At 42.3% G+C, this 21,144-nt stretch carries 23 protein-coding genes; 16 read left to right on the plus strand and 7 right to left on the minus strand.

What is annotated here, in order from left to right:
• The first annotated feature begins 32 nt into the window (after positions 1-32).
• From rsmG to OA91_RS14260, 12 genes are all read left to right on the plus strand, one after another.
• Positions 33-665 carry a 16S rRNA (guanine(527)-N(7))-methyltransferase RsmG gene (gene rsmG / locus OA91_RS14205; RefSeq protein ID WP_082827952.1) on the plus strand — a complete coding sequence of 211 codons (633 nt, stop codon included), beginning with the start codon at positions 33-35 and terminating at the stop codon, positions 663-665.
• Positions 665-1,432 carry a ParA family protein gene (locus OA91_RS14210; protein WP_046015422.1) on the plus strand — a complete coding sequence of 256 codons (768 nt, stop codon included), beginning with the start codon at positions 665-667 and terminating at the stop codon, positions 1,430-1,432. Before rsmG ends, OA91_RS14210 begins: the two co-directional genes overlap by 1 nt.
• An 86-nt stretch (positions 1,433-1,518) precedes the next feature.
• On the plus strand, positions 1,519-2,403 hold the full coding sequence (locus OA91_RS14215) for a ParB/RepB/Spo0J family partition protein (RefSeq protein ID WP_063338973.1): 885 nt from the start codon (positions 1,519-1,521) through the stop codon (positions 2,401-2,403).
• A gap of 221 nt (positions 2,404-2,624) precedes the next feature.
• A complete protein-coding gene (locus OA91_RS14220) occupies positions 2,625-3,029 on the plus strand; it encodes an ATP synthase subunit I (RefSeq protein WP_063338974.1) in 405 nt (134 codons plus the stop codon).
• Between the two features lie 49 nt (positions 3,030-3,078).
• Positions 3,079-3,900, plus strand: a complete 822-nt coding sequence (atpB, locus tag OA91_RS14225) for a F0F1 ATP synthase subunit A (RefSeq protein ID WP_063338975.1) — start codon at positions 3,079-3,081, stop codon at positions 3,898-3,900.
• Between the two features lie 81 nt (positions 3,901-3,981).
• Positions 3,982-4,239 (plus strand): F0F1 ATP synthase subunit C, encoded by a 258-nt coding sequence (atpE, locus tag OA91_RS14230; RefSeq protein ID WP_009834415.1) that lies wholly within the window; start codon positions 3,982-3,984, stop codon positions 4,237-4,239.
• A gap of 54 nt (positions 4,240-4,293) precedes the next feature.
• Entirely contained in the window at positions 4,294-4,764 is a 471-nt protein-coding gene (locus OA91_RS14235) for a F0F1 ATP synthase subunit B (protein ID WP_046015418.1), read from the plus strand.
• An 11-nt stretch (positions 4,765-4,775) separates the two neighbouring features.
• Complete coding sequence (locus OA91_RS14240) at positions 4,776-5,312, plus strand: F0F1 ATP synthase subunit delta (protein WP_046015417.1); 537 nt, start codon at positions 4,776-4,778, stop codon at positions 5,310-5,312.
• Positions 5,313-5,350: 38 nt separating this feature from the next.
• Positions 5,351-6,895, plus strand: coding sequence for a F0F1 ATP synthase subunit alpha (gene atpA, locus OA91_RS14245; RefSeq protein ID WP_063338976.1), 1,545 nt, complete (start codon positions 5,351-5,353; stop codon positions 6,893-6,895).
• Positions 6,896-6,979: 84 nt separating this feature from the next.
• Positions 6,980-7,840: a F0F1 ATP synthase subunit gamma gene (atpG, locus tag OA91_RS14250; protein WP_046015415.1), complete on the plus strand. Its 861-nt coding sequence runs from the start codon at positions 6,980-6,982 to the stop codon at positions 7,838-7,840.
• Between the two features lie 28 nt (positions 7,841-7,868).
• Positions 7,869-9,245 (plus strand): F0F1 ATP synthase subunit beta, encoded by a 1,377-nt coding sequence (atpD, locus tag OA91_RS14255; RefSeq protein WP_046015414.1) that lies wholly within the window; start codon positions 7,869-7,871, stop codon positions 9,243-9,245.
• Positions 9,246-9,303: 58 nt separating this feature from the next.
• Positions 9,304-9,720 carry a F0F1 ATP synthase subunit epsilon gene (locus tag OA91_RS14260; RefSeq protein ID WP_046015413.1) on the plus strand — a complete coding sequence of 139 codons (417 nt, stop codon included), beginning with the start codon at positions 9,304-9,306 and terminating at the stop codon, positions 9,718-9,720.
• Positions 9,721-9,798: 78 nt separating this feature from the next.
• On the opposite strand, the gene OA91_RS14265 is transcribed toward OA91_RS14260, so the two are convergent.
• Positions 9,799-10,545, minus strand: a complete 747-nt coding sequence (locus OA91_RS14265) for a TrmB family transcriptional regulator (RefSeq protein ID WP_046015412.1) — start codon at positions 10,543-10,545, stop codon at positions 9,799-9,801.
• 133 nt (positions 10,546-10,678) lie between these two features.
• Between OA91_RS14265 and tcdA the strand changes: the two genes are divergently transcribed.
• Complete coding sequence (gene tcdA, locus OA91_RS14270) at positions 10,679-11,476, plus strand: tRNA cyclic N6-threonylcarbamoyladenosine(37) synthase TcdA (RefSeq protein WP_063338977.1); 798 nt, start codon at positions 10,679-10,681, stop codon at positions 11,474-11,476.
• Between the two features lie 6 nt (positions 11,477-11,482).
• Here the strand turns inward: tcdA and OA91_RS14275 are convergent, their stop codons facing one another.
• The gene (locus tag OA91_RS14275) at positions 11,483-11,881 is read right to left on the minus strand and encodes a SufE family protein (RefSeq protein WP_063338978.1); all 399 of its coding nucleotides are present in this window, start codon (positions 11,879-11,881) and stop codon (positions 11,483-11,485) included.
• 40 nt (positions 11,882-11,921) lie between these two features.
• Positions 11,922-13,136, minus strand: a complete 1,215-nt coding sequence (locus OA91_RS14280) for an aminotransferase class V-fold PLP-dependent enzyme (RefSeq protein WP_063338979.1) — start codon at positions 13,134-13,136, stop codon at positions 11,922-11,924.
• A 196-nt stretch (positions 13,137-13,332) separates the two neighbouring features.
• Here OA91_RS14280 and OA91_RS14285 point away from each other — a divergent pair, with 196 nt between their 5' ends.
• On the plus strand, positions 13,333-14,823 hold the full coding sequence (locus OA91_RS14285; protein ID WP_063338980.1) for an aminotransferase-like domain-containing protein: 1,491 nt from the start codon (positions 13,333-13,335) through the stop codon (positions 14,821-14,823).
• Positions 14,824-14,843: 20 nt separating this feature from the next.
• Here the strand turns inward: OA91_RS14285 and OA91_RS14290 are convergent, their stop codons facing one another.
• Entirely contained in the window at positions 14,844-15,794 is a 951-nt protein-coding gene (locus tag OA91_RS14290) for a LysR substrate-binding domain-containing protein (RefSeq protein WP_063338981.1), read from the minus strand.
• Between the two features lie 107 nt (positions 15,795-15,901).
• On the opposite strand from OA91_RS14290, the gene OA91_RS14295 reads away from it, so the two are divergent.
• A complete protein-coding gene (locus tag OA91_RS14295) occupies positions 15,902-16,117 on the plus strand; it encodes a hypothetical protein (RefSeq protein ID WP_046015406.1) in 216 nt (71 codons plus the stop codon).
• Between the two features lie 87 nt (positions 16,118-16,204).
• Here OA91_RS14295 and OA91_RS14300 read toward each other — a convergent pair whose 3' ends face one another.
• From OA91_RS14300 to OA91_RS14310, 3 genes are all read right to left on the minus strand, one after another.
• Positions 16,205-16,846, minus strand: a complete 642-nt coding sequence (locus OA91_RS14300) for a DsbA family protein (protein WP_063338982.1) — start codon at positions 16,844-16,846, stop codon at positions 16,205-16,207.
• A 146-nt stretch (positions 16,847-16,992) separates the two neighbouring features.
• Positions 16,993-18,192 carry an amino acid aminotransferase gene (locus OA91_RS14305; RefSeq protein ID WP_063338983.1) on the minus strand — a complete coding sequence of 400 codons (1,200 nt, stop codon included), beginning with the start codon at positions 18,190-18,192 and terminating at the stop codon, positions 16,993-16,995.
• Positions 18,193-18,513: 321 nt separating this feature from the next.
• Positions 18,514-18,711 carry a PA3496 family putative envelope integrity protein gene (locus tag OA91_RS14310; protein WP_046015403.1) on the minus strand — a complete coding sequence of 66 codons (198 nt, stop codon included), beginning with the start codon at positions 18,709-18,711 and terminating at the stop codon, positions 18,514-18,516.
• A 209-nt stretch (positions 18,712-18,920) separates the two neighbouring features.
• On the opposite strand from OA91_RS14310, the gene uvrD reads away from it, so the two are divergent.
• A complete protein-coding gene (gene uvrD, locus OA91_RS14315) occupies positions 18,921-21,128 on the plus strand; it encodes a DNA helicase II (protein ID WP_046015402.1) in 2,208 nt (735 codons plus the stop codon).
• The last annotated feature ends 16 nt before the right edge of the window (positions 21,129-21,144 follow it).

Here is a 21,144-nt window from a genome sequence, read left to right on the forward strand (position 1 = left end):
AGCCGTTAACCTTATTTTTTACGGAATTGATTGTGACGCATTTTGAGACTATTCAGAAAGGCGCCCAAACGATGGGCGTCGATCTTCCTGAGACAACTATTCAAAAGCTGGTAGATTACCTAGCGCTATTGCAAAAGTGGAATAAGGCCTACAACCTTACTGCTATCCGCGATGTGGATCAGATGATTGCCTTACATCTAATCGATAGCTTATCAACGATTCCTTATATTCAGGGTAACAAAATCATAGACGTTGGTACCGGCCCTGGTTTACCTGGCATGGTTCTGGCTATTTGTTTTCCTGAGAAGTCATTTACTCTCCTAGATAGTAATGGCAAGAAAACACGTTTTTTAACTCAGGTAAAAATGGAGCTAGCTGTTAATAATGTAACAGTAGCTAATGAAAGAGTTGAACAGCATGCTTTTGCTGGTGAATATGATCACGTTATTTCAAGAGCCTTTGCATCGATTCAGGATATGATTAATTGGACTTTGCCTTTGCCTAAACAAGATGGAAATTTTTTAGCAATGAAGGGCGTATATCCTGAACAAGAAATTCAAGAGTTACCTGCTGAAGTCTATGTTGATACGGTACATAGTTTAACTGTTCCCCATGTTGACGCAGAGCGTCACTTGGTCGTCATGAAACGTAAAGGAAGCGAGTAATGGCAAAAATTATAGCCGTCACTAACCAAAAAGGCGGTGTCGGTAAAACCACAACCTGTGTCAACTTAGCGGCATCATTAACAGCGATGAAGCGCAGGGTGCTGCTTATCGACTTAGATCCACAAGGTAATGCCACTACAGGAAGTGGGGTAGACAAGGAGTCTTTAAGTGTCAGCGTATTTGATGTTCTGGTTGGAACGCATGGAGTCAAAGATGCTGTGGTAGATGTTGAGCCCGCTGGTTATAGTGTGTTACCTGCAAATGGTGACTTAACCGGTGCTGAAGTTGTATTGTTGGATTTACCTAGCAAAGAAACACGGCTTAGATCAGCGCTCTATGAAGTAGAGCAAGAATACGACTTCGTTTTGCTTGATTGCCCGCCTTCTTTGAATATGCTCACTGTAAATGCGTTAGCGGCAGCACAAGGTGTGCTCATTCCTGTACAGTGCGAATACTATGCGCTAGAAGGTTTAACCGCATTGTTACAGACCATAGAGCGTATTACACAAGCTTTAAATCCTACTTTGGCCATAGAGGGGATCCTACGTACCATGTATGACCCAAGGCCAAGTCTTACTCATGATGTATCTCAGCAGTTAATAAAACACTTCGAAGAAAAAGTTTATGATACCGTGGTACCGCGTAATATTCGTTTAGCAGAAGCACCAAGTTATGGTGTGCCTGTTTTACACTACGAAAAGCAATCGCGAGGTGCAATTGCATACCTTGCTTTAGCTGGTGAGTTTATTCGTAAAAATCAGGCCTAAAAATTGCCTGAATATCAAGAAAGTTAGCAGTAGTTAAAGCATGCTTTTGTCGTAACAAGAGTATTACTTGTAAAAAGGGTTAGAAGATGACGGTAAAAAAACGTGGTTTAGGTAGAGGCTTAGATGCCTTATTAGCACCTCAGGTTGTTGCTAATGAAGAGCAAACAGATGAGGTGGTAGAGCAGCTGACAGGGCTTACCTATCTAGATCATGACTTACTCTGCAAAGGTAAGTTTCAACCTCGTCGTGATATGAACTCAGTTCAACTTGATGAATTGGCTATTTCTATCAAACAGCAAGGGATAATGCAGCCTATTGTTGTTCGTCCAATAGAAAGCGGTAAATATGAAATTATTGCCGGTGAAAGGCGCTGGCGCGCTGCTAAAATCGCCGAATTATCAAAAGTTCCAGTTATTGTGCGTCATGTGGAAGATTCTGACGCGGTTGTCTTAGCTCTCATTGAAAACATTCAACGCGAAGATCTTAATCCAGTAGAAGAAGCCATTGCTTTACAACGTTTAATTGAAGAGTTTGAATTGACTCAACAAGAGGTCGCTGAAACTGTTGGTAAATCCCGTTCAGCAGTGGCGAATTTATTGCGACTATTGAGCCTAACCCCAGAAGTAAGACGCCTACTAGAGCATGGTGACCTAGAAATGGGTCATGCTCGTGCTTTACTGCCTCTTGAGCATGACGAACAGATTCATGCTGCCTCTCAAGTGGTTACAAAAAGCATGTCTGTTAGGGAAACTGAGCGCTTAGTGAAGGCGATTCAGTTTAAATCGCAAAACACTGATCAAGAAAGCGTCAGTCTCCCTGATTTCAGCCAAAGGGAAGAAAACATTAGCCAGAAAATTAATGCGGCGGTGAAGATTCAACAAAACCCGAAAGGTAAAGGGAAATTGGTAATTGAATACCGTAACCCTGAGCACTTGGAATTGCTGTTAAGTGAACTATTTGAGGCCAACTAAGGGCCTCATATGCGTTTTTTTTGTGCATTTTTTCCATAAAACTTAAGAATCATCGACATGAATAGCCCTATAGTGTTGAACGCGCCACATATTCCCCCTATAATGCGTCGAATTTTTAACCTCTAGGGTATTTTGTAGATTCAAATTAAGTATTTGAGTTTGTTAAATAAGCTGGTAATTATTCGGTTTGTTTAGCGGCAAAATTTAGAGATTTGGTACCGATGACACAGAGTAAGCCACTAAGTTCTAAAGAACTTATTAAAGCGAAAAAAACAGCAGTCTACCGCTTTGTCTTTTTTCAGTTTTTAGCGGCGTGTGCTGTTTCAGTGGTTATTTACTTTGCGAATAGTGAGTTATCTGCCTACTCATTTTTTTTAGGCGCTATCGCAAGTGTAATACCAAGTGCCTATATGGCGTTTAGAGTATTTGGAAGTAAAAAGGTTAGACCGGCTCAAGAGATCGCGAAATCTTTTTACAAAGGCGAAGCTGGCAAGTTAATCATCACTGCAATCATGATGAGCCTGATTTTTAGCCTAGTAAAACCATTAGCCGCAGGTTACTTCTTTGCAGGTTTTGGTATGACAGTTTTAAGCCATTGGCTTAGCCCTTTTGTCCTCAAGCACTAAGGACAATTGGATGACAGTTTTTAATCATTAAAGAGCGTGGATAGATAATATGGCAAGTGAAAATCCAACAGCTTCTGAATATATTCAGCATCACCTTCAGAATTTGACCTTTGGTCAACATCCTGATGGAACATGGGGTATTGCCCATGGTGCAGCAGAAGCAGCCGACATGGGCTTTTGGGCAATTCACCTAGATACAATGGGTTTCTCCATTGCGCTGGGTTTGTTGTTCATTTGGCTATTTAGAAAAGCAGCTAAGAAGGCATCTGCTGAGACTCCTTCAGGTTTGCAAAACTTTGTAGAACTTATGGTTGAGTTCGTTGACGGTAGTGTCAAAGAAACCTTCCATGGTAAGAGCAAAGTTGTTGCTCCATTAGCATTGACGATATTTGTCTGGGTGTTCTTGATGAACCTCATGGACTTAATACCTGTAGACTTCTTGCCTACACTAGCCTCTCTTGCTGGTATTCCTTACTTTAAAGTGGTACCGACAACAGACATGAATGCGACGCTAGGTATGGCCTTCTCTGTCTTCTTCTTGATTGTTTTCTACAGCATCAAGGTGAAAGGTATTTCTGGATTTATTGGTGAGCTAACCTTACAGCCTTTCGGTAAGTGGATGATTCCATTCAACTTATTACTAGAAGGTGTTGGTCTTATTGCTAAGCCAATTTCCCTAGCATTGCGACTTTTCGGTAACCTGTACGCAGGTGAGTTGATCTTTATCTTGATCGCTATTCTACCGTTCTGGGTACAGTGGGCATTATCTGTCCCATGGGCAATTTTCCATATCTTGGTAATCGTATTGCAAGCATTCATCTTCATGATGCTAACAATTGTATACCTAAGTATGGCACACGAAGATCACTAAGATCTTGGTGTAAAACGAGCACAGAGTTATATAAAGTTTTTTTAAACCTTCAATCTAAAACTATGAAAATTAGGAGTTAAAATGGAAACTGTAGTTGGTCTTACTGCGATTGCTGTAGCCCTTCTTATCGGTCTAGGTGCCCTAGGTACTGCGATTGGTTTCGGTCTACTTGGTGGTAAATTCTTGGAAGGCGCTGCGCGTCAACCTGAGATGGTTCCAATGTTGCAAGTTAAAATGTTCATCGTAGCGGGTCTTCTTGATGCCGTAACTATGATCGGTGTAGGTATTGCGTTGTTCTTCACTTTCGCAAACCCATTCGTTGCTCAGGTTGCTGGCTAAGTTTTTGCTTTTTTTGCAAGAATTTTTTAAACGACTTAGAGCGAGGATATTAGCGTGAACTTAAATCTCACACTTATAGGCCAAGCTATCTCGTTTGCCTTTTTTGTCTGGTTCTGCATGAAGTATGTGTGGCCACCAGTAATTGCTGCGCTTGAAGAGCGTAGTGCAAAAATTGCAGATGGTTTAGAAGCAGCTAACCGTGCTTCACGTGATTTAGAGTTGGCTCAAGAAAAAGCCACTCATACTTTACGTGAGAGCAAGGAACAAGCGGCCGAAATTATTGAACAAGCCAACAAACGGGCTAACCAAATTATTGACGAAGCAAAAGAACAAGCATTGGCTGATGGCCAACGTTTGCGCGATGCAGCAAATTCTGAGATTGAACAAGACGTTGTTCGTGCTAAAGAAGCACTACGCGCTCAAGTTTCTCAACTTGCTCTTATCGGTGCTGAGAAGATTTTGGGTGCCAGTGTTGACGAGAAAGCCCACAGCGAACTAGTTGAAAAACTAGCACAAGAGCTTTAAGCGAGGGTCCAATGGCTGAATTAATGACAGTCGCTCGCCCGTATGCCAAAGCTGCGTTTGAAGTTGCTCGTGAGCAAGGTCAAGTAGCAGAATGGGCCAATATGCTTAGCGTATTGGCTACCGCTGCGAGTGACACGACATTAGCACAGGCAGTGCAAAATCCTGCTTTTAGTGCTGAAGAAAAAGCAAACGCGTTGGCAGATGTTTGCAATGAAGTGATGACAGATCAAGGTAAAAACTTTGTGAAATCATTGTCGGAAAATGGCCGCCTAACTTTGTTGGTAGCAATTTCCGAATTGTTTAATCAGTTCAAACTGAACTTCGAAAAAGCAGTCGACGTTAATATGACGTCAGCTTACGAACTTTCAGCTGAACAAGAGCAAGCAATCAGTGCTTCATTGAGCAAAAAGTTGGACCGTACCGTCAACTTGGCGACTGAAACAGACGCAAGCCTTATCGGTGGCGTGGTTATCCGTACAGGCGATTTAATCATCGACGGATCAGTTCGCGGGAAACTTGCGAAACTGGCCGAGGCGATAAACTCCTAGCGTTTCGATAAATCGAAACCAGGGTTGAGGAATTTAGCATGCAGCAACTGAATCCATCTGAGATCAGCGAGATTATCAAGAAGCGCATCGAGAACCTTGATGTGACTTCTGAAGCCCAAAATGAGGGCACAATTGTCAGCGTAGCAGACGGTATCGTATTGATTCACGGTCTGGCTGATGTAATGTACGGGGAAATGATCGAATTCCCTGGTGGTGTTTATGGTATGGCATTGAACCTAGAGCGTGACTCTGTAGGTGCTGTAGTATTAGGCGGCTACCAAAATCTAGTCGAAGGTCAAAAAGTTAAGTGTACTGGTCGTATTTTGGAAGTTCCAATCGGTCCAGAACTACTAGGTCGTGTTGTTGACGCATTGGGTAACCCAATCGACGGCAAAGGTCCTGTAAATGCACAGCTTACTGATGCGGTTGAAAAGGTTGCACCTGGTGTAATCGAACGTCAATCAGTAGACCAGCCTATCCAAACTGGTTATAAAGCAATTGACGCAATGGTTCCTGTTGGTCGTGGTCAGCGTGAGTTGATCATCGGTGACCGTCAGGTTGGTAAAACAGCACTCGCTATCGATACAATCATTGCTCAAAAAGGCAGTGGTATTAAGTGTGTGTATGTAGCCATTGGTCAAAAGCAATCTACTATCGCTAACGTAGTACAAAAGCTAGAAGAAAACGGCGCATTAGAGTACACAACAGTTGTTTCAGCTGGTGCTTCTGATCCTGCTTCTATGCTTTACCTTGCACCATACACTGGTTGCACAATGGGTGAGTACTTCCGTGACCGCGGTGAAGATGCCCTAATTATTTATGATGATTTGACTAAACAAGCTTGGGCTTACCGTCAAATTTCATTGCTACTACGTCGTCCACCAGGTCGTGAAGCGTACCCAGGTGACGTATTCTATCTTCACTCTCGTCTTCTTGAGCGTGCGTCTCGTGTAAACACAGACTACGTTGAGAAATTCACCAATGGTGAAGTGAAAGGTAAGACAGGTTCTTTGACTGCGCTACCCATCATCGAGACTCAAGGTGGTGACGTATCAGCATTCGTACCAACCAACGTAATCTCCATCACTGATGGTCAGATTTTCTTGGAAACAAGCTTGTTCAACGCAGGTATTCGTCCTGCAATGAACGCGGGTATCTCTGTATCCCGTGTTGGTGGTGCTGCACAAACTAAAATCATCAAGAAACTAGGTGGCGGTATCCGTCTTGCCCTAGCTCAGTATCGTGAATTGGCGGCTTTCGCTCAGTTCGCATCTGACCTTGATGAAGCTACTCGTAAACAGCTAGAGCACGGTAAACAGGTTACTGAACTGATGAAACAGAAGCAGTTTAGCCCTATGTCTATAGCTGATATGGGCGTAATCCTTTACGCTGCCAACGATGGCTTCCTTGAAGATGTTGAAACAAACAAGATTGGTAGTTTTGAACAGTCTTTGCTTAGCTACATGAACAGCGAACACGCTGATCTTATGGCTGACATTAACAAAACTGGCAATTATAACGGCGAGATTGAAGCGACTTTTAAAGCGGCAATCGAGAAGTTTAAAGCGACACAAACTTGGTAATAAGTTGGTGGAAGCTACGCAAGTAGCCTCCACCAGTCTCTATTTGCAGTTTGTGAATTAACATTCTCACAAGGGCAGTTCATTATGGCAGTCGGAAAAGAGATACGTACTCAGATTTCGAGCATTAACAATACGCGTAAAATTACTCGCGCTATGGAAAAAGTAGCTGCAAGTAAAACGCGTAAAGCTCAGGATCGTATGGCCGCTTCTCGTCCGTATGCGGAACGAATTCGCCAAGTAATTGGCCATTTGGCTAATGCGAATCCTGAGTATAAACACCGTTACCTTACCGAGCGTGAGGCGAAGCGTGTTGGTTATATCGTAGTCTCTTCTGACCGTGGATTATGTGGTGGTTTGAACGTTAACGTGTTCAAGAAAACCATTAAAGATATGGAACAGTTTGCTAACGACGGAATCGAAATCGATGTCTGTGCTGTTGGCTCTAAAGCTGTTTCTTTCTTCAATAATTACGGCGGAAACGTTACAGCAGCCGTTACCGGATTAGGTGACGCACCTGAAGCAGAAAACCTAGTAGGTAGTGTGAAGGTGATGCTGGACGCATTTGATGAAGGCAAAATTGATCGTCTTTATGTAGTTTCAAACGAGTTCGTGAATACCATGACTCAGAAACCACGTGTCGAGCAGCTTTTACCTCTAAATGCGGAAGAGAATGCAGAGTTACAGCACCACTGGGATTACATTTACGAACCAGAAGCTGTTGAGATTTTGAACGATTTATTAGTTCGTTATATTGAATCTCAAGTATATCAGTCTGTAGTTGAAAACATTGCGTGTGAACAAGCAGCTCGTATGCTTGCCATGAAAAACGCGACTGACAACGCTGGTGATATCATTAATGAATTACAGTTGGTGTACAACAAGGCTCGTCAGGCAGCGATCACTCAGGAAATTTCTGAGATTGTAAGCGGCGCGGCAGCGGTTTAAGGTATTTAGGTATTAAGAGGATCCGAACATGAGTAGCGGACAAATCGTACAGATTATCGGCGCGGTAATCGACGTGGAATTTCCACGTGATAGTGTGCCAAAAGTATATGATGCCCTAACGATCGAGGGTAAAGAGTTGGTGTTGGAAGTTCAACAGCAACTAGGTGACGGCATTGTACGTGCTATCGCCATGGGTTCAACTGAAGGTATGAAACGTGGTTTGGTTGTAGAAAATACAAACAACCCAGTATCTGTTCCAGTTGGTACCAAAACACTAGGACGTATTATGGACGTTCTAGGTAATCCGATTGATGAAAAAGGTCCAATTGGCGAAGAAGAGCGTTGGGCTATCCACCGTGAAGCTCCAAGCTATGCGGAACAATCTTCTGATAACGCACTTTTGGAAACAGGTATCAAGGTAATCGACCTTGTATGTCCGTTTGCGAAAGGTGGTAAAGTTGGTCTGTTTGGTGGTGCCGGTGTAGGTAAAACCGTAAACATGATGGAACTTATCCGTAACATCGCTATCGAGCACAGTGGTTACTCTGTATTCGCTGGTGTTGGTGAGCGTACTCGTGAAGGTAATGACTTCTACCATGAGATGACTGATTCGAACGTAATCGATAAAGTATCTCTAGTATACGGTCAGATGAATGAGCCACCAGGTAACCGTCTACGTGTTGCTTTGACTGGTTTGACTATGGCAGAGAAGTTCCGTGACGAAGGTCGTGACGTACTTTTCTTCGTAGATAACATCTACCGTTACACATTGGCGGGTACTGAAGTATCTGCATTGTTGGGTCGTATGCCTTCTGCGGTAGGTTACCAGCCAACTCTTGCTGAAGAGATGGGTGTTCTTCAAGAACGTATCACATCTACTAAGACTGGTTCTATCACATCTATCCAAGCGGTATACGTACCTGCGGATGACTTGACTGACCCGTCTCCAGCAACAACATTCTCGCACTTGGATGCGACTGTAGTATTGTCTCGTGACATCGCTTCTTTGGGTATCTACCCAGCGATCGATCCTCTAGACTCTACATCTCGTCAGTTGGATCCTCTAGTAATCGGTCAAGAACACTACGATGTAGCTCGTGGCGTTCAAACTGTATTACAGCGTTATAAAGAATTAAAAGACATCATTGCGATCTTGGGTATGGACGAGCTTTCTGAAGAAGATAAGCTATCTGTAAACCGTTCACGTAAGATCCAACGTTTCATGTCTCAGCCATTCTTCGTAGCTGAAGTCTTCACTGGTGCGCCAGGTAAGTATGTTTCTTTGAAAGATACAATCCGTGGCTTTAAAGGCATCCTTGATGGCGAGTTCGACGAATTGCCAGAACAAGCGTTCTACATGATTGGTAGCATCGACGAAGCTGTCGAGAAAGCTAAGAAAATTTAACCATGCATAACCGACAGCGTCATTGCTGTTGGTTAAGCCTGACATAGAGAGGCATCTTATGGCTATCACAGTTCACTGCGATATCGTAAGCGCTGAGCAAGAGATTTTCTCTGGATCGGTAGAGACTCTTGTGGCAGCCGGTAGTTTTGGTGATCTAGGTATTAAACCTGGTCATGCACCATTACTGACTCCACTGCTTCCAGGCCCTGTTCGCGTGGTTAAACAAAACGGTGAAGAAGAGATTATCTTCGTATCGGGTGGTTTCCTTGAAGTGCAACCACACCGTGTAACCGTCTTGGCAGACACCGCTATTCGTGCCCATGATCTGGACGAAGCGGCTGCTCTAGAAGCGAAGAAACATGCAGAGGAATTACTGGATCAACAGAATTCAGATATTGATTTCTCTCGTGCTACCGCTCAACTAGCAGAAGCCGTTGCTCGACTACGTACTATTAGTCAACTTCGCTCGAAGTAACTGATAACGTAAAAGAGTCAAAAAAGCCCCGCTTACTTAGGTAAACGGGGCTTTTTTATATCTATAAATTGCCCTGAGCTAGAGTAAGCCCCACAGGGTATTAAAGATAATTTGCTGAGCCATGGCGATGTCTTTTGACTCGAGTACAACAGCTGATGGGAAGTTATCACTGGCTAAAGAGATAATGGCACACTTAGGTGGATAGATAGCAATATAGCTGGCATCAACCGCGCCTTCTGTACGTATCCATTTACGTTCAGACAACTCTGCATCCTCACCACCATCTCCAATCGCAATAACATTTACCTTGATGCCTAGCTTAATTCTTTGTTTAGTAAAGTTAGGAAAAGGGCGGTACAAAAAAGGACGAATAGGCTTAGAGGAAAATACACAATACTCTTTCTCTTTGTTTTCTTGCTCTGAAACCACATTAAGAATATCCCTCAGTACCCATTCAATCCCTTCATCACCTTCATAATATCGTACATTGGTTTGGTGGTAATCCGGTTGCATTTGATGCAAGTTGGGGATGATTGAATGCTTTAAGGAGTCTATTGCTTTATCAAGGTTTGTTCGCTTTTCTTCAGCGAGTTTTAAGAGAATTTCAGGATTTTCAGCACTAAAGAAGCGGCGTTTTCCTTTTGGGAAGTAGCTCACAACGCCTTTAGCTTGTAATTGCTTTAATGATTCATAGGCTGAGCCACGGTTAATGCCACTCTTATCTGCGATATCTCTGATAGAAGCAGGCCCGAGTTGTAATAAGGTCTGATATAACAGGGTTTCTCTAGGGCTTAAGCCTAATTGATCAAAAGCTTGCTGAATCATATTTATTCATCTTCCATAAAGCTAAAAGCTCGCTGTGATTGCGCGGTAAAATTGCGTAAAATTCCATTTTAAGCAAGTTAGCAATAAGTTGCGATCCTATTGTTGAGATAAGTGTTTAGTTTGGGGTTGGTTTGTGAGCGTGGAACAAAGGTTTGGTGGTATTAGGCGTTTATATGGTGTGAATGCTTATCAGTATTTTACTCAAGCACATGTTTGTGTTGTTGGTATTGGCGGTGTTGGTACTTGGGCTGCTGAAGCATTAGCAAGATCCGGCATAGGCCGAATTACACTCATAGATATGGATGATGTTTGTATCACCAATGTGAATCGTCAAATACATGCCCTGGATGGCAATATTGGCGCTGCTAAAGTCGATGCAATGTCACAAAGGATCAAGCTGATTAACCCTGATTGCCAAGTTGATGTGATAGAAGACTTCGTTACCCCTGATAGCGTCCAGGAGCACCTAGGGCGTGATTATGACTATGTGATAGATGCCATAGACAGTATTAAGCCAAAGGCCGCTATGGTTGCCTGGTGCAAGCGTAACAAGGTTAAACTTATTACTGTTGGTGGTGCTGGTGGGCAGATCGATCCGACTCAAGTGCAAATTGCCGACCTTGCGAGAACTGAGCAAGACCCTCTTGCGGCCAAACTAAGAAACTTTTTACGCCGTCATTATAATTTTACTCGTAATACCAAACGACGTTTTGATATTGAGTGTGTCTATTCCACTGAGCAGCTAAGATATCCCGCCACAGATGGCAGTGTCAGTACGGATAGAAGCAAGGCTCAAACAGGTGAAAAAATGGATTGTGACTCAGGCTTTGGTGCTTGTACCATGGTCACTGCAACCTTTGGTTTTGTTGCTGCTAGTCGAGTATTAGAGAAGCTGGCAAAGCAAGCGGATGAACTTGCACGACAAAGTTAATGCTGATTATTGTGTTAGTTCTTTTATTCTCGTAATTATGGCTAGAATGCCATTGTTACGAGAGCTGGTGAGATAAGCTTCTAAGTTTAAATTATTAAGCTGAGAGAGAAGATCAAGCTGTTGAATTTGTTTGGAATTTAATCCTTCCACATAGGCTAAAATGATGGCTAAAAAGCCACGAATGAGTTTGGCATCACTGTCTGCCTGAAAGTGCCAAAGGCCCGTCACCTTATCTTTTTCTGCCGTTAGCCAAACTTGACTTTCGCAGCCTGTAACCGTGTTATGATTAGATTTTAAATCTGTATCTAAACGAGCTAATGTTTTGCTTATTTTGACTAATGCTCTAAAGCTCTCTTCCTTAGATTGGCACTGTCTGAAAGTATCTTTAATTTCGCTTGTGTTCACTTAAAAGTCCAAAATTCTTTATATATCAATTTACTAAGTCTTAATCAGCCAATAAATCTATGGCATCTAAAAGAGTCGCGACAAAGTGATCAGCATCTCTTTCATTGTTATAACATGCAAAAGAAGCCCTTAAGGTGCCACTTACGCCGAGTTGCGCCATTAATGGATGGGCACAATGGCTACCAGAACGAATGCCTACTCCTTTACTGTCTAAAAAGGCGTTCAGGTCCGTCACGTTAATATTTTTAACGGAGAATGAAACAAGGGTGCTGTTAGAGGGTGAATAGACTTTAATGTCAGCCTCATTCATTAAAATTCGTCTGACACGATTGGCTAAGCTAATCTCCCAATCCAATATGGCCTGTCTATCTTGTTGCATCAGAAACTCACAAGCAGAAGCGAGCCCTATTACACCTTCAATATGAGGCGTACCGGCTTCTAGACGATAGGGCAGTTGGTTAAATTCAGTTTCGAGCAAGCTTACTTTTAATACCATCTCACCTCCTGTTTGCAGAGGTGTCAGCTTTTCTAGTGCTGTGGTTTTGCCATACAGCACACCAATGCCAGTCGGTGCGTACATTTTATGGCCTGAGAAAACGTAAAAGTCACAATCTAGTTGGGCCACATCTACAGGGTAATGAGCAACCGCTTGGGCTCCATCAATTAAGGTTAATGCGCCGACTCTTTTCGCTTCTTGAATGAGTTGCTCTAAGGGAAGTTTTACGCCGATAGCATTGGAGATTTGAGTACAGGCTAGTATTTTGGTTTTATCGCTAAAATAGTGGGCATATTCAGCTTCCCACTCGGCATCTGAGGTAAATGGAATTGAACGTAGTATCGCCCCAGTTCTAAGTGCAAGTTGTTGCCAAGGGACCAGATTCGCGTGGTGCTCTAAACTAGAGATAAGGATTTCATCACCCGCCTTTAATTGTGACTCTAAGCCATAAGCGACCTGATTAATGGCTTCGGTAGCGCCTTTGCACCAGATCACATGGCTGTTTTCAGGTGCTTGTATGAAATCAGCTAGTGTCTGTCTTGCCTGCTCAAAAGCATTAGTCGCTTTATCACTTAAAAAGTGAGAACCACGATGCACATTAGCATTACTGGTTTGATAATAATTCATGATGGCATTTAGCACCGGCTCTGGCTTTTGCGTAGTCGCGGCATTATCTAAATAAACCAAGGGATGGCCATGGGCTAATTGAGACAGAATAGGGAACTGCTGACGTATGCTGATTGGGTCAAATGGCATCATGATGAATGAAAAGCTGTCCTTAAAAAAAACAAAAGCTGAGATAAAATTGTAACCTAGTTTGAATCTATCTGGCGCTATCTAATTTGTCTCTAAAGGTTTAAATAGAAATATTGCTTGATTCCAGCAGGCATTACTTGGTTTTTCCTAGTCTTTTAGATACAGTTTTATTAAATAATATTTTAAAAGGTACAAAGCCGTGGCTGAATTTCTTTATCAAGGACTAGTGGATTGGTTTCAAGATCAAGTAGAGCAAGGTAAGTTAACGGCTGGCGATAAGATGCCATCCTTGAGAAAATTGGCAAAAGAGCAGGGAATGAGCCTGAATACAGTAATTCATGGGTATGAGTTACTAAGCCAGCAGGGTTGGATTGAATCTCGCCCTAAATCTGGTTATTTCGTTTGCCACCAAAGCCAGGTTCGTCCCGCTATTATGTTAGCTGCAGATCATCCACATTACTTAAATAATAAAGATTCTATCTCATTAGAAGAGCAAGTGAGTTATCAGAAAGCGCTGATTTGTCAGACTAGCGAACTGTTAGAGCAAGATATCTTCTCTCTTAACCCTCACAATCTAAGTGTTCATCATCCTCAGGGTGAAACGCCAGTTCGTCAGGCGCTAAGCCATTACCTAGAGCAGCTTGGTGTTCAAACCAAGTTAGATCAACTTTGGTTAGCGAATAACCCAAGCCAGTTACTGATTCAAAGTCTGCAATCGCTTACTCAAGTGGGCGACAAGGTACTTATTCTGACTCCATGTGATTATAGATTAAGGAATACAGTCCAAGCCCTAGGTCGTGAGGCCGTGTGCCTAAATGCAGGGGAAAGAGGAGTAGACCTTGATGTGGTTGATAAAATCATCGAACAAGATGAGATTAAATTACTACTCTTCCCTAGCCAGTTTTCTTTTCCAGCAGGGCAAGCAATCAGTAACCTTAGCTTACGACGCTGGTATGCGCTGATTGAGAAGCACGAATTACCAATTATTGAATGGGATTTATGCTCACATTTACCGAATAGACCACAAGCTGTTATGAGCTTAAAATCATTAGATCAAACGGGTTTGGTTGTATACATAGGTGGGTTTGAAGGTCTACATAATGCTTTGCCGAGTATTGCCTGGTTACAAGTAGGGCGTTATGAGAAACCATTAGCCCAAGCTTTGTCTGTGGCTGGTTTATGCCCGGGAGAAGACTTACAGCTGGCCTTGATCCCTTTGTTAAGCCAATCTCCTGTAAAAGCTTTTGCCGCCATGTCTCGGGCCATTTGGGCCAATGCTGAGAAAATGAAATCAGCCTTAGAGAGGTTAAAACCTGGGCATCTATCTGCTGTTATTAATAAAGGCGGACATAGCTTATGGGTACGCAGTAATAGTCCAATAACAGCTAGTCAGTGGCAGACATATCGTGCGGCCCATTTACATGGCTTGATACCAGGTAATTTACTGAGTCTTGCTGAAGATGCCCAACATTGGTTTGCAGTAAATCTAAGCTTACATCAAACTCAGGCTAGCCTAGATTGGTTAGAAAAAGAATGCTTTACCAGTAAAGAAAAGCCTAAGGAAGAAGTGAGTACTTACAATAGTGACACTAGCACAGAATCAACTAGCACGAATAATGAGCGAGAAAATAGCCCTGATGAGCCGGTTTATAACCCTATGCTAGATCTAATTAACCACGATTTCGGTTAATCCATTTGAGCTGGCAGGCATTAATGCTTGCCAGCTATTGGCTTCAAACTTTGATGGCGATGGTCAAAAGGGTCAATCGTTATTCCTGCTAACTCATCTAAAATCCATTTTTCAAATGCTTTAATACGTTCAATGCGAGGCGAAAACGCCTGATAATTCATGTAAAAAGTGAGGCTTTTACTAAAAGGAAATTGCGGCAAGATATGTACAAGTTCACCTGATTCTAGGTCATCTTGGATCATTATTTCTGGACAAATAAAAACGCCATGACCAGCTTTTACGGCGCTGATTCCCATATACCAAGAACCTACTTCTGCCCAAAGCTTTTGTTTTACATTGGTATCAATGCCATATTCTGTAAAAAAAGCAGACCATGAGAACTCAGCTTCGTCAGCTTGTATTAACCAGCACCTTAGTAAGTCGTCAATACTCTTAAATTTAATACTCTCAACGAGGGATTTTGAGGCAACTAAGACGAGGTTCGTTTCCAGCAGCTTTATTTGCTGACAATCTTTTTGAGAGTCAATTTCTGTTGTAATGTCGATATCGGCATTACCGGCTCTTAAATCTTCTCTGTAGTCACAACAAAGCAATCTAGCCGTAATCTCATCATGCATAGCGGTAAAGCGCCAAAGCTTAGGCATCACCCAGCTAGAAGCAAAACTCTGCGGGCAAATGACACTGAGGTTACCTGCAAAAGGCTCGGCTTTGACTCTGTCTAGTCCTTTTCCTATTAGCTCAAAAGCATCGCCTAAATAGTCTGCAAGAATATGACCTTGAGTGGTGAGCTGCATATCACGGCCAGCGCGATAAAATAATTTATTACCTAAATGTTCTTCTAAGAGGCGTATCTGTTGGCTCACAGCAGCTTGGGAGACGAAAAGTTCTTGGGCTGCCTTGGTATAACTTAAGGTTTTGCTGGCGACAGCAAAGTAATGAATGGCTTTTAAATGTGTGACTCTAGTATCCATAACTGAGCATCCATAAGTTTATCTTATTATTGACGTTAGTTTTTAGCGTTCGTGTATTACGCTTCTCTTAGGCATGATTAAAAGCCTAAACACAAGGAGATGCAAGCATGTACCCATTATTGATAAGTTTATTAGATGTTATTAAAAAAGCCTTTAAAGCCATTTTGAAAAATCTAGCTAAACACAATAATAACAACGATTTAAGTAGAGGAAATATATCTAAGAGAGAGTTTGATCAGCTGACAAACTTATCTAGTCATTTGCAAAAAGACATTGGCTTACCGCCTTATACGAGCCGCTCGAATAAAGGGGATTTATATTAATATGACTTTAAAGAAAGATAATAAGCAAAAATGTATGGACTAAAACTCACTAGAATATCTAATGAGTTTTAGCTTTTAAAGAAAGTATTAGGCGCTTTTTAATTGCGTTAAGGCTGCAAGAATATCTGTTAGCATTTGGTCCGCATTAAGATAGTCTAATGGAATTTGAATCATCTGATTTGCCATGACCAAGGCAATGGATGGAAAAGAGTTAAGCCCTAATTGACGCGCTATTTGAACTTCCTGTTCGAGTACCTCTGCTTTTTTACAGTGTTCCATGGCTTTTAAAAAACCGTCTTCCTTTAATCCAATTTTAGCTGCACATTGCGCTAACGTATCTAGATCGGACGGGTTTTGTGCGTTGAGATAATAGGCTTGTTGTATTTGCGCTGACATCTCTTTTTCTAGATTTTGATCTCTTGCTACTAGGCAAGCTCGACAAGCAGGGTAGGTGGAGCGTCTAGGTTGGCAATCTTGCCAAAAGTTATGATTAAACTGAGTGCCTAATTGGCTTTCGATCTGCTTCCAAACACCAGCTAGCTTGGTTTGCATAGGTAAGGGCATAGGTGCATTTGAATCAACAGCTAATCCACCTAACATTGGCTGGATTTGAATCTCCCCACTTTCAATATAGGGGGCAAGCGCTAATTGCAATGCTTTCCAAGTCGGTTGAAAGCCCCAACACCAACTACACATTGGGTCATAACAATAAATCAAAGTAGCAGACATAGGTGAGAGTCCTTAGGTTCTTAACTAAATTAGATAAGGCAGAATAATGCTTAATGCCTACCTAGAACAAGTGAGAAATTTATTGATGTGCAAAAAAAAGCAGCCCTTATAAAAGGACTGCTTTTAAGACGCTTTAATCGTTTTAGTTAGTTGTTCTGAACAACGGCACTAATTGCATCGCATAAAGGCTTAATATTCTCGTGAGTGATGCCAGCAACATTGATACGGCCTGAACCGACAATATAAATGGCAAACTCTTGTCTTAAACGGCTGACTTGATCGGGTGTTAAGCCTGAAAAAGAGAACATACCTTGTTGACGAGAGATGAAAGAGAAGTCTTGATCTACGCCGTTAGCTCTTAAAGTGCTAACAAACAGGCTACGCATCTCATGAATACGCTTACGCATACTTTCAAGCTCCATCTCCCATAAGCTACGCAGCGCTGGATCAGATAGAATTTCTGTCACAATGGCTGCACCGTGAGCGGGTGGATTGGAGTAATTTGTTCGTATGGTTCGTTGTAACTGAGTAAAAGCGGCATCCACTTGTTCTGTGGTATCACAAACAAGCGTAATGGCGCCAACACGTTCATTGTACAAACCAAAGTTTTTAGAAAATGAGCTCGCAATTAGCATTTCTGGTACTTGCTGAGTAAAGGTTCTCAAGCCCTTCGCATCTTCTTCTAAACCTACGCCAAAACCTTGATAGGCAAAATCAAACAAAGGTAAGAAACCTTGTTTGCTGCAAAGGTTCGCTAATTGCTGCCATTGTTCTGTTGTTGGGTCTATGCCGGTTGGGTTGTGACAGCAGCCATGGAAAAGAACCACATCGCCTTCAGGGATTTGAGACAAGCTTGCAAGCATGGCTTCAAAATCTAGACTTTTATTCACGGCATCATAGTAGGCGTAGCTAGCCACTTCTAAACCGACAGATTGAAAAACGGCTTGATGGTTTGCCCAGGTTGGGTTGCTTACCCAAACGGTCGCATTGGGAATATGCTTTTTAATAAATTCGGCAGCAACACGAAGTGCGCCCGTTCCGCCAGGTGTATGGGCGGTGTGAGCTAGTTTTTTGGTAATAATTGGATGGTCTTGGCCGAATAAAAGGCCTTGTACTGCTTCACGGTATTGAGATGTTCCTTCAATACTTAAATAACTTTTACTGGTTTCACTGGATAATAATCTTTCTTCTGCTTGTTTAACGGCTTGCAGAATAGGTGTTTTACCTTGCTCATCTTTATATACACCAACCCCTAAATTGATTTTGTTAGGGCTAGTTTCATTAGCAAAAGACTCGTTTAAACCAAGAATAGGATCTGCTGGCGCAGCTTGAATGTTTTCAAACATGGTGACTCCCCAAAAGGGTTACTCGCTCTATTATAATTATTAATTGCGTGCTATTTAATTAGCGCTTTAAAAAACCTAGCTATGTTACTCCAACAGGTCTAGCACCGCTAGCAAATGTCTGCAGTGAATGGAAAGCGTATGTAAACGTAAGTGAATTGAATGTTTTTTTAGGGCGGAAAAGGCACCTTGCTGGGAAAAACAGCAATAGAAGGGAATGATGTTTCCATTTGTTACCTTATTATGCCTAAGGTAATTAAGATCACATCAAAAAGTGAGCGTCAGCCGTTATTAACTTGGCTTTTTTCGCTTGTCAGAGCGAAATTAGTTAATATCCCATCCATTTGAAATGGAATCAGATAAGCTTTTTTGCTCTCGATAAGCTTCAATACCACGACGCGCTTTTAACATACGTACGCCGTCTTCTTTTTGTAGCTTCTCGTTTTTCTCATTATCAAAACTGATAGATGCGTGTAAAAGTTCTGTTTTTAGTTCACTTAACTCGGTAGCTAGTTTGTTCATCGTTTTTTCCTTTGATGTATTTCAATGACAATGAAATGCATAGATCACTGTCATCGACAGGTGAAAAAAGTCAAAATAGAGGTCAACAAGTTACAACACATAAAAAACCGTAAAATCGATCAAAAATCAACCACTATGGTAGTTTTTTTATGTGACAGAAAGATTAAATCAATTTTTAGCCACTTAATTAGCAAGGCGGAACCTGCTCAATGGATGTTTCTTTTATTCTTGATTCTTTAAATGATAAGCAACGAGAAGCTGTTGCTGCTCCCTTGCAAAATACCTTGATACTTGCTGGCGCTGGTAGTGGTAAAACACGTGTTCTAGTGCATAGAATTGCTTGGTTAATGCATGCCTATGAAGTCTCACCATTTAGCATAATGGCGGTAACTTTTACCAATAAAGCCGCTAAAGAGATGCAGGCGAGGATAGAGCAACTGGTTGGTGTTCCTCCTCAAGGTATGTGGGTGGGCACTTTCCACGGTTTAGCGCATCGTTTGTTACGTGCCCATTGGCGTGATGCTGGGCTAAAAGAAAATTTCCAGATCATGGATAGCGACGATCAGTTGCGTATGGTTAAACGTATCATGCGAGAACAAAATATTGATGAAACCCGCTGGCCTCCAAAGCAAGTTTGCTGGTTCATTAATGCTCAAAAAGATGAGGGCAGACGTGCCGCTCATGTTCCTGATAGCCATGACCCTTTCTCTAAAGGGATGCGTGAACTCTATTACACCTATGAAGAAGCCTGTGAACGTAATGGTACTTTAGACTTTGGTGAGCTTTTATTACGTGCGCACGAGCTTTTGTTAGGCAATCCGGCTTTATTACGCCATTACCAAGAGCGCTTTGTACATGTGCTGGTGGACGAATTTCAAGATACCAACAGCATCCAATATGCTTGGCTACGAATTCTTGTGGGTGATAAAGGCTCAATTACGGCGGTGGGTGATGATGACCAATCCATTTATGGCTGGCGCGGAGCAAAAATAGAAAACATACAGAACTTCACTAAGCACTTTAATGAGGTACAGACGATTCGTTTGGAGCAAAACTATCGCTCTACAGGCCACATTCTAAAAGCCGCTAATGGCCTGATTAAGAATAATGACGATCGTCTAGGAAAGGAGCTTTGGACCGAAAGCCCAGAAGGGGAAAAGATTTCCCTTTACGCTGGTTTTAATGAACAAGATGAAGCCAGATTTATTCTAAGTATCATTAAAAAATGGCGTGATGACGGATCAAGTTTAAGAGATATGGCTATCTTGTATCGCTCCAATGCTCAATCACGAGTATTAGAGGAGTGTTTGGTAAGAGAGCAAATGGCTTATCGTATTTATGGTGGCCATCGATTCTATGACAGATTAGAGATAAAGAATGCCTTGGCTTACGCCAGACTAGCGATAGATGCTAATGATGATGGTGCCATGGAGCGAGTGATTAATGTTCCTCCTAGAGGCATTGGTGAGCGAAGCATAGGCACAATTCGTGAACTAGCCCGAGACCAAGGCTGTTCTATGTGGCAAGCCGCCTCTGAAATTGTGCGACAAAAACTGCTTCCAGCCAGAGCGACCAATGCCATTGCTGCTTTTCTTGGTTTGGTTGATGGCATGACGAATAGTGTACAAAGCAATGACCTAGGCCTAGGTGAAGTATTTGAGCAGCTAATCCAAGAAGCTGGCTTGATTGCCTTCCATGAAAAAGAGAAGGGTGAGAAAGGCGAGGCTAGAGTCGAAAACTTAAAAGAGCTGGTTAGTGCTGCCAGTGGTTTTAGCTGGACTCAAACCGAAGCCGAAGAGCAAGAATATAGCTCCCCTATGATGGCCTTCTTAGACCAAGCGGTACTTGATGCAGGTGAAGCACAAGCAGATGAATACCAAGATGCTATTCAATTGATGACCTTACACTCAGCGAAAGGTCTTGAGTTCCCGCTTGTTTTCTTGACGGGTGTAGAGGAGAACTTGTTCCCAAGCCGTATGTCTTTTGAAGAGCCTGGACGCTTAGAGGAAGAAAGGCGCTTATGTTACGTGGGAATAACACGTGCAATGGAGAAGCTCTATATTACCTATGCTGAATCACGCCGTTTGCATGGTAGTGAGTCTTTTAATAGTCCATCACGCTTTATCAATGAAATTCCAAGTGACTGCTTAGAAGAGGTACGCCTAAGATCACAAGTGTCTCGACCTGTCTCGACTCAAAGGCCTAACTTTGCTCGTCCTAACAACTCAGTGCTAGATGGTTATCAAGTGCCTGAAACCAATATCAGCATGGGCGATAGAGTGACTCACCCTGTTTTTGGTGAAGGTTTGGTGATTAATTATGAAGGTCAGGGGCCTCAAGCGAGAGTGCAAGTAAACTTTGATGATGAAGGCACAAAATGGCTTGTCTTAGCTTTTGCTAAATTACAAACACTATAAATTTGAATAATGTTAA

It is taken from the genome of Marinomonas sp. SBI8L (assembly GCF_001624705.1).
GTDB lineage: Bacteria > Pseudomonadota > Gammaproteobacteria > Pseudomonadales > Marinomonadaceae > Marinomonas.

What these genes read in the sequence shown, in the direction of transcription:
- OA91_RS14210 (WP_046015422.1), top strand. Translation starts at nt 665, where the DNA reads ATGGCAAAAATTATAGCCGTCACTAACCAAAAAGGCGGTGTCGGTAAA.
- OA91_RS14215 (WP_063338973.1), top strand. Translation starts at nt 1,519, where the DNA reads ATGACGGTAAAAAAACGTGGTTTAGGTAGAGGCTTAGATGCCTTATTA.
- OA91_RS14220 (WP_063338974.1), top strand. Translation starts at nt 2,625, where the DNA reads ATGACACAGAGTAAGCCACTAAGTTCTAAAGAACTTATTAAAGCGAAA.
- atpB (WP_063338975.1), top strand. Translation starts at nt 3,079, where the DNA reads ATGGCAAGTGAAAATCCAACAGCTTCTGAATATATTCAGCATCACCTT.
- atpE (WP_009834415.1), top strand. Translation starts at nt 3,982, where the DNA reads ATGGAAACTGTAGTTGGTCTTACTGCGATTGCTGTAGCCCTTCTTATC.
- OA91_RS14240 (WP_046015417.1), top strand. Translation starts at nt 4,776, where the DNA reads ATGGCTGAATTAATGACAGTCGCTCGCCCGTATGCCAAAGCTGCGTTT.
- atpA (WP_063338976.1), top strand. Translation starts at nt 5,351, where the DNA reads ATGCAGCAACTGAATCCATCTGAGATCAGCGAGATTATCAAGAAGCGC.
- atpG (WP_046015415.1), top strand. Translation starts at nt 6,980, where the DNA reads ATGGCAGTCGGAAAAGAGATACGTACTCAGATTTCGAGCATTAACAAT.
- atpD (WP_046015414.1), top strand. Translation starts at nt 7,869, where the DNA reads ATGAGTAGCGGACAAATCGTACAGATTATCGGCGCGGTAATCGACGTG.
- OA91_RS14260 (WP_046015413.1), top strand. Translation starts at nt 9,304, where the DNA reads ATGGCTATCACAGTTCACTGCGATATCGTAAGCGCTGAGCAAGAGATT.
- OA91_RS14265 (WP_046015412.1), bottom strand. Translation starts at nt 10,545, where the DNA reads ATGATTCAGCAAGCTTTTGATCAATTAGGCTTAAGCCCTAGAGAAACC.
- OA91_RS14280 (WP_063338979.1), bottom strand. Translation starts at nt 13,136, where the DNA reads ATGATGCCATTTGACCCAATCAGCATACGTCAGCAGTTCCCTATTCTG.
- OA91_RS14290 (WP_063338981.1), bottom strand. Translation starts at nt 15,794, where the DNA reads ATGGATACTAGAGTCACACATTTAAAAGCCATTCATTACTTTGCTGTC.
- OA91_RS14295 (WP_046015406.1), top strand. Translation starts at nt 15,902, where the DNA reads ATGTACCCATTATTGATAAGTTTATTAGATGTTATTAAAAAAGCCTTT.
- OA91_RS14300 (WP_063338982.1), bottom strand. Translation starts at nt 16,846, where the DNA reads ATGTCTGCTACTTTGATTTATTGTTATGACCCAATGTGTAGTTGGTGT.
- OA91_RS14305 (WP_063338983.1), bottom strand. Translation starts at nt 18,192, where the DNA reads ATGTTTGAAAACATTCAAGCTGCGCCAGCAGATCCTATTCTTGGTTTA.
- OA91_RS14310 (WP_046015403.1), bottom strand. Translation starts at nt 18,711, where the DNA reads ATGAACAAACTAGCTACCGAGTTAAGTGAACTAAAAACAGAACTTTTA.
- uvrD (WP_046015402.1), top strand. Translation starts at nt 18,921, where the DNA reads ATGGATGTTTCTTTTATTCTTGATTCTTTAAATGATAAGCAACGAGAA.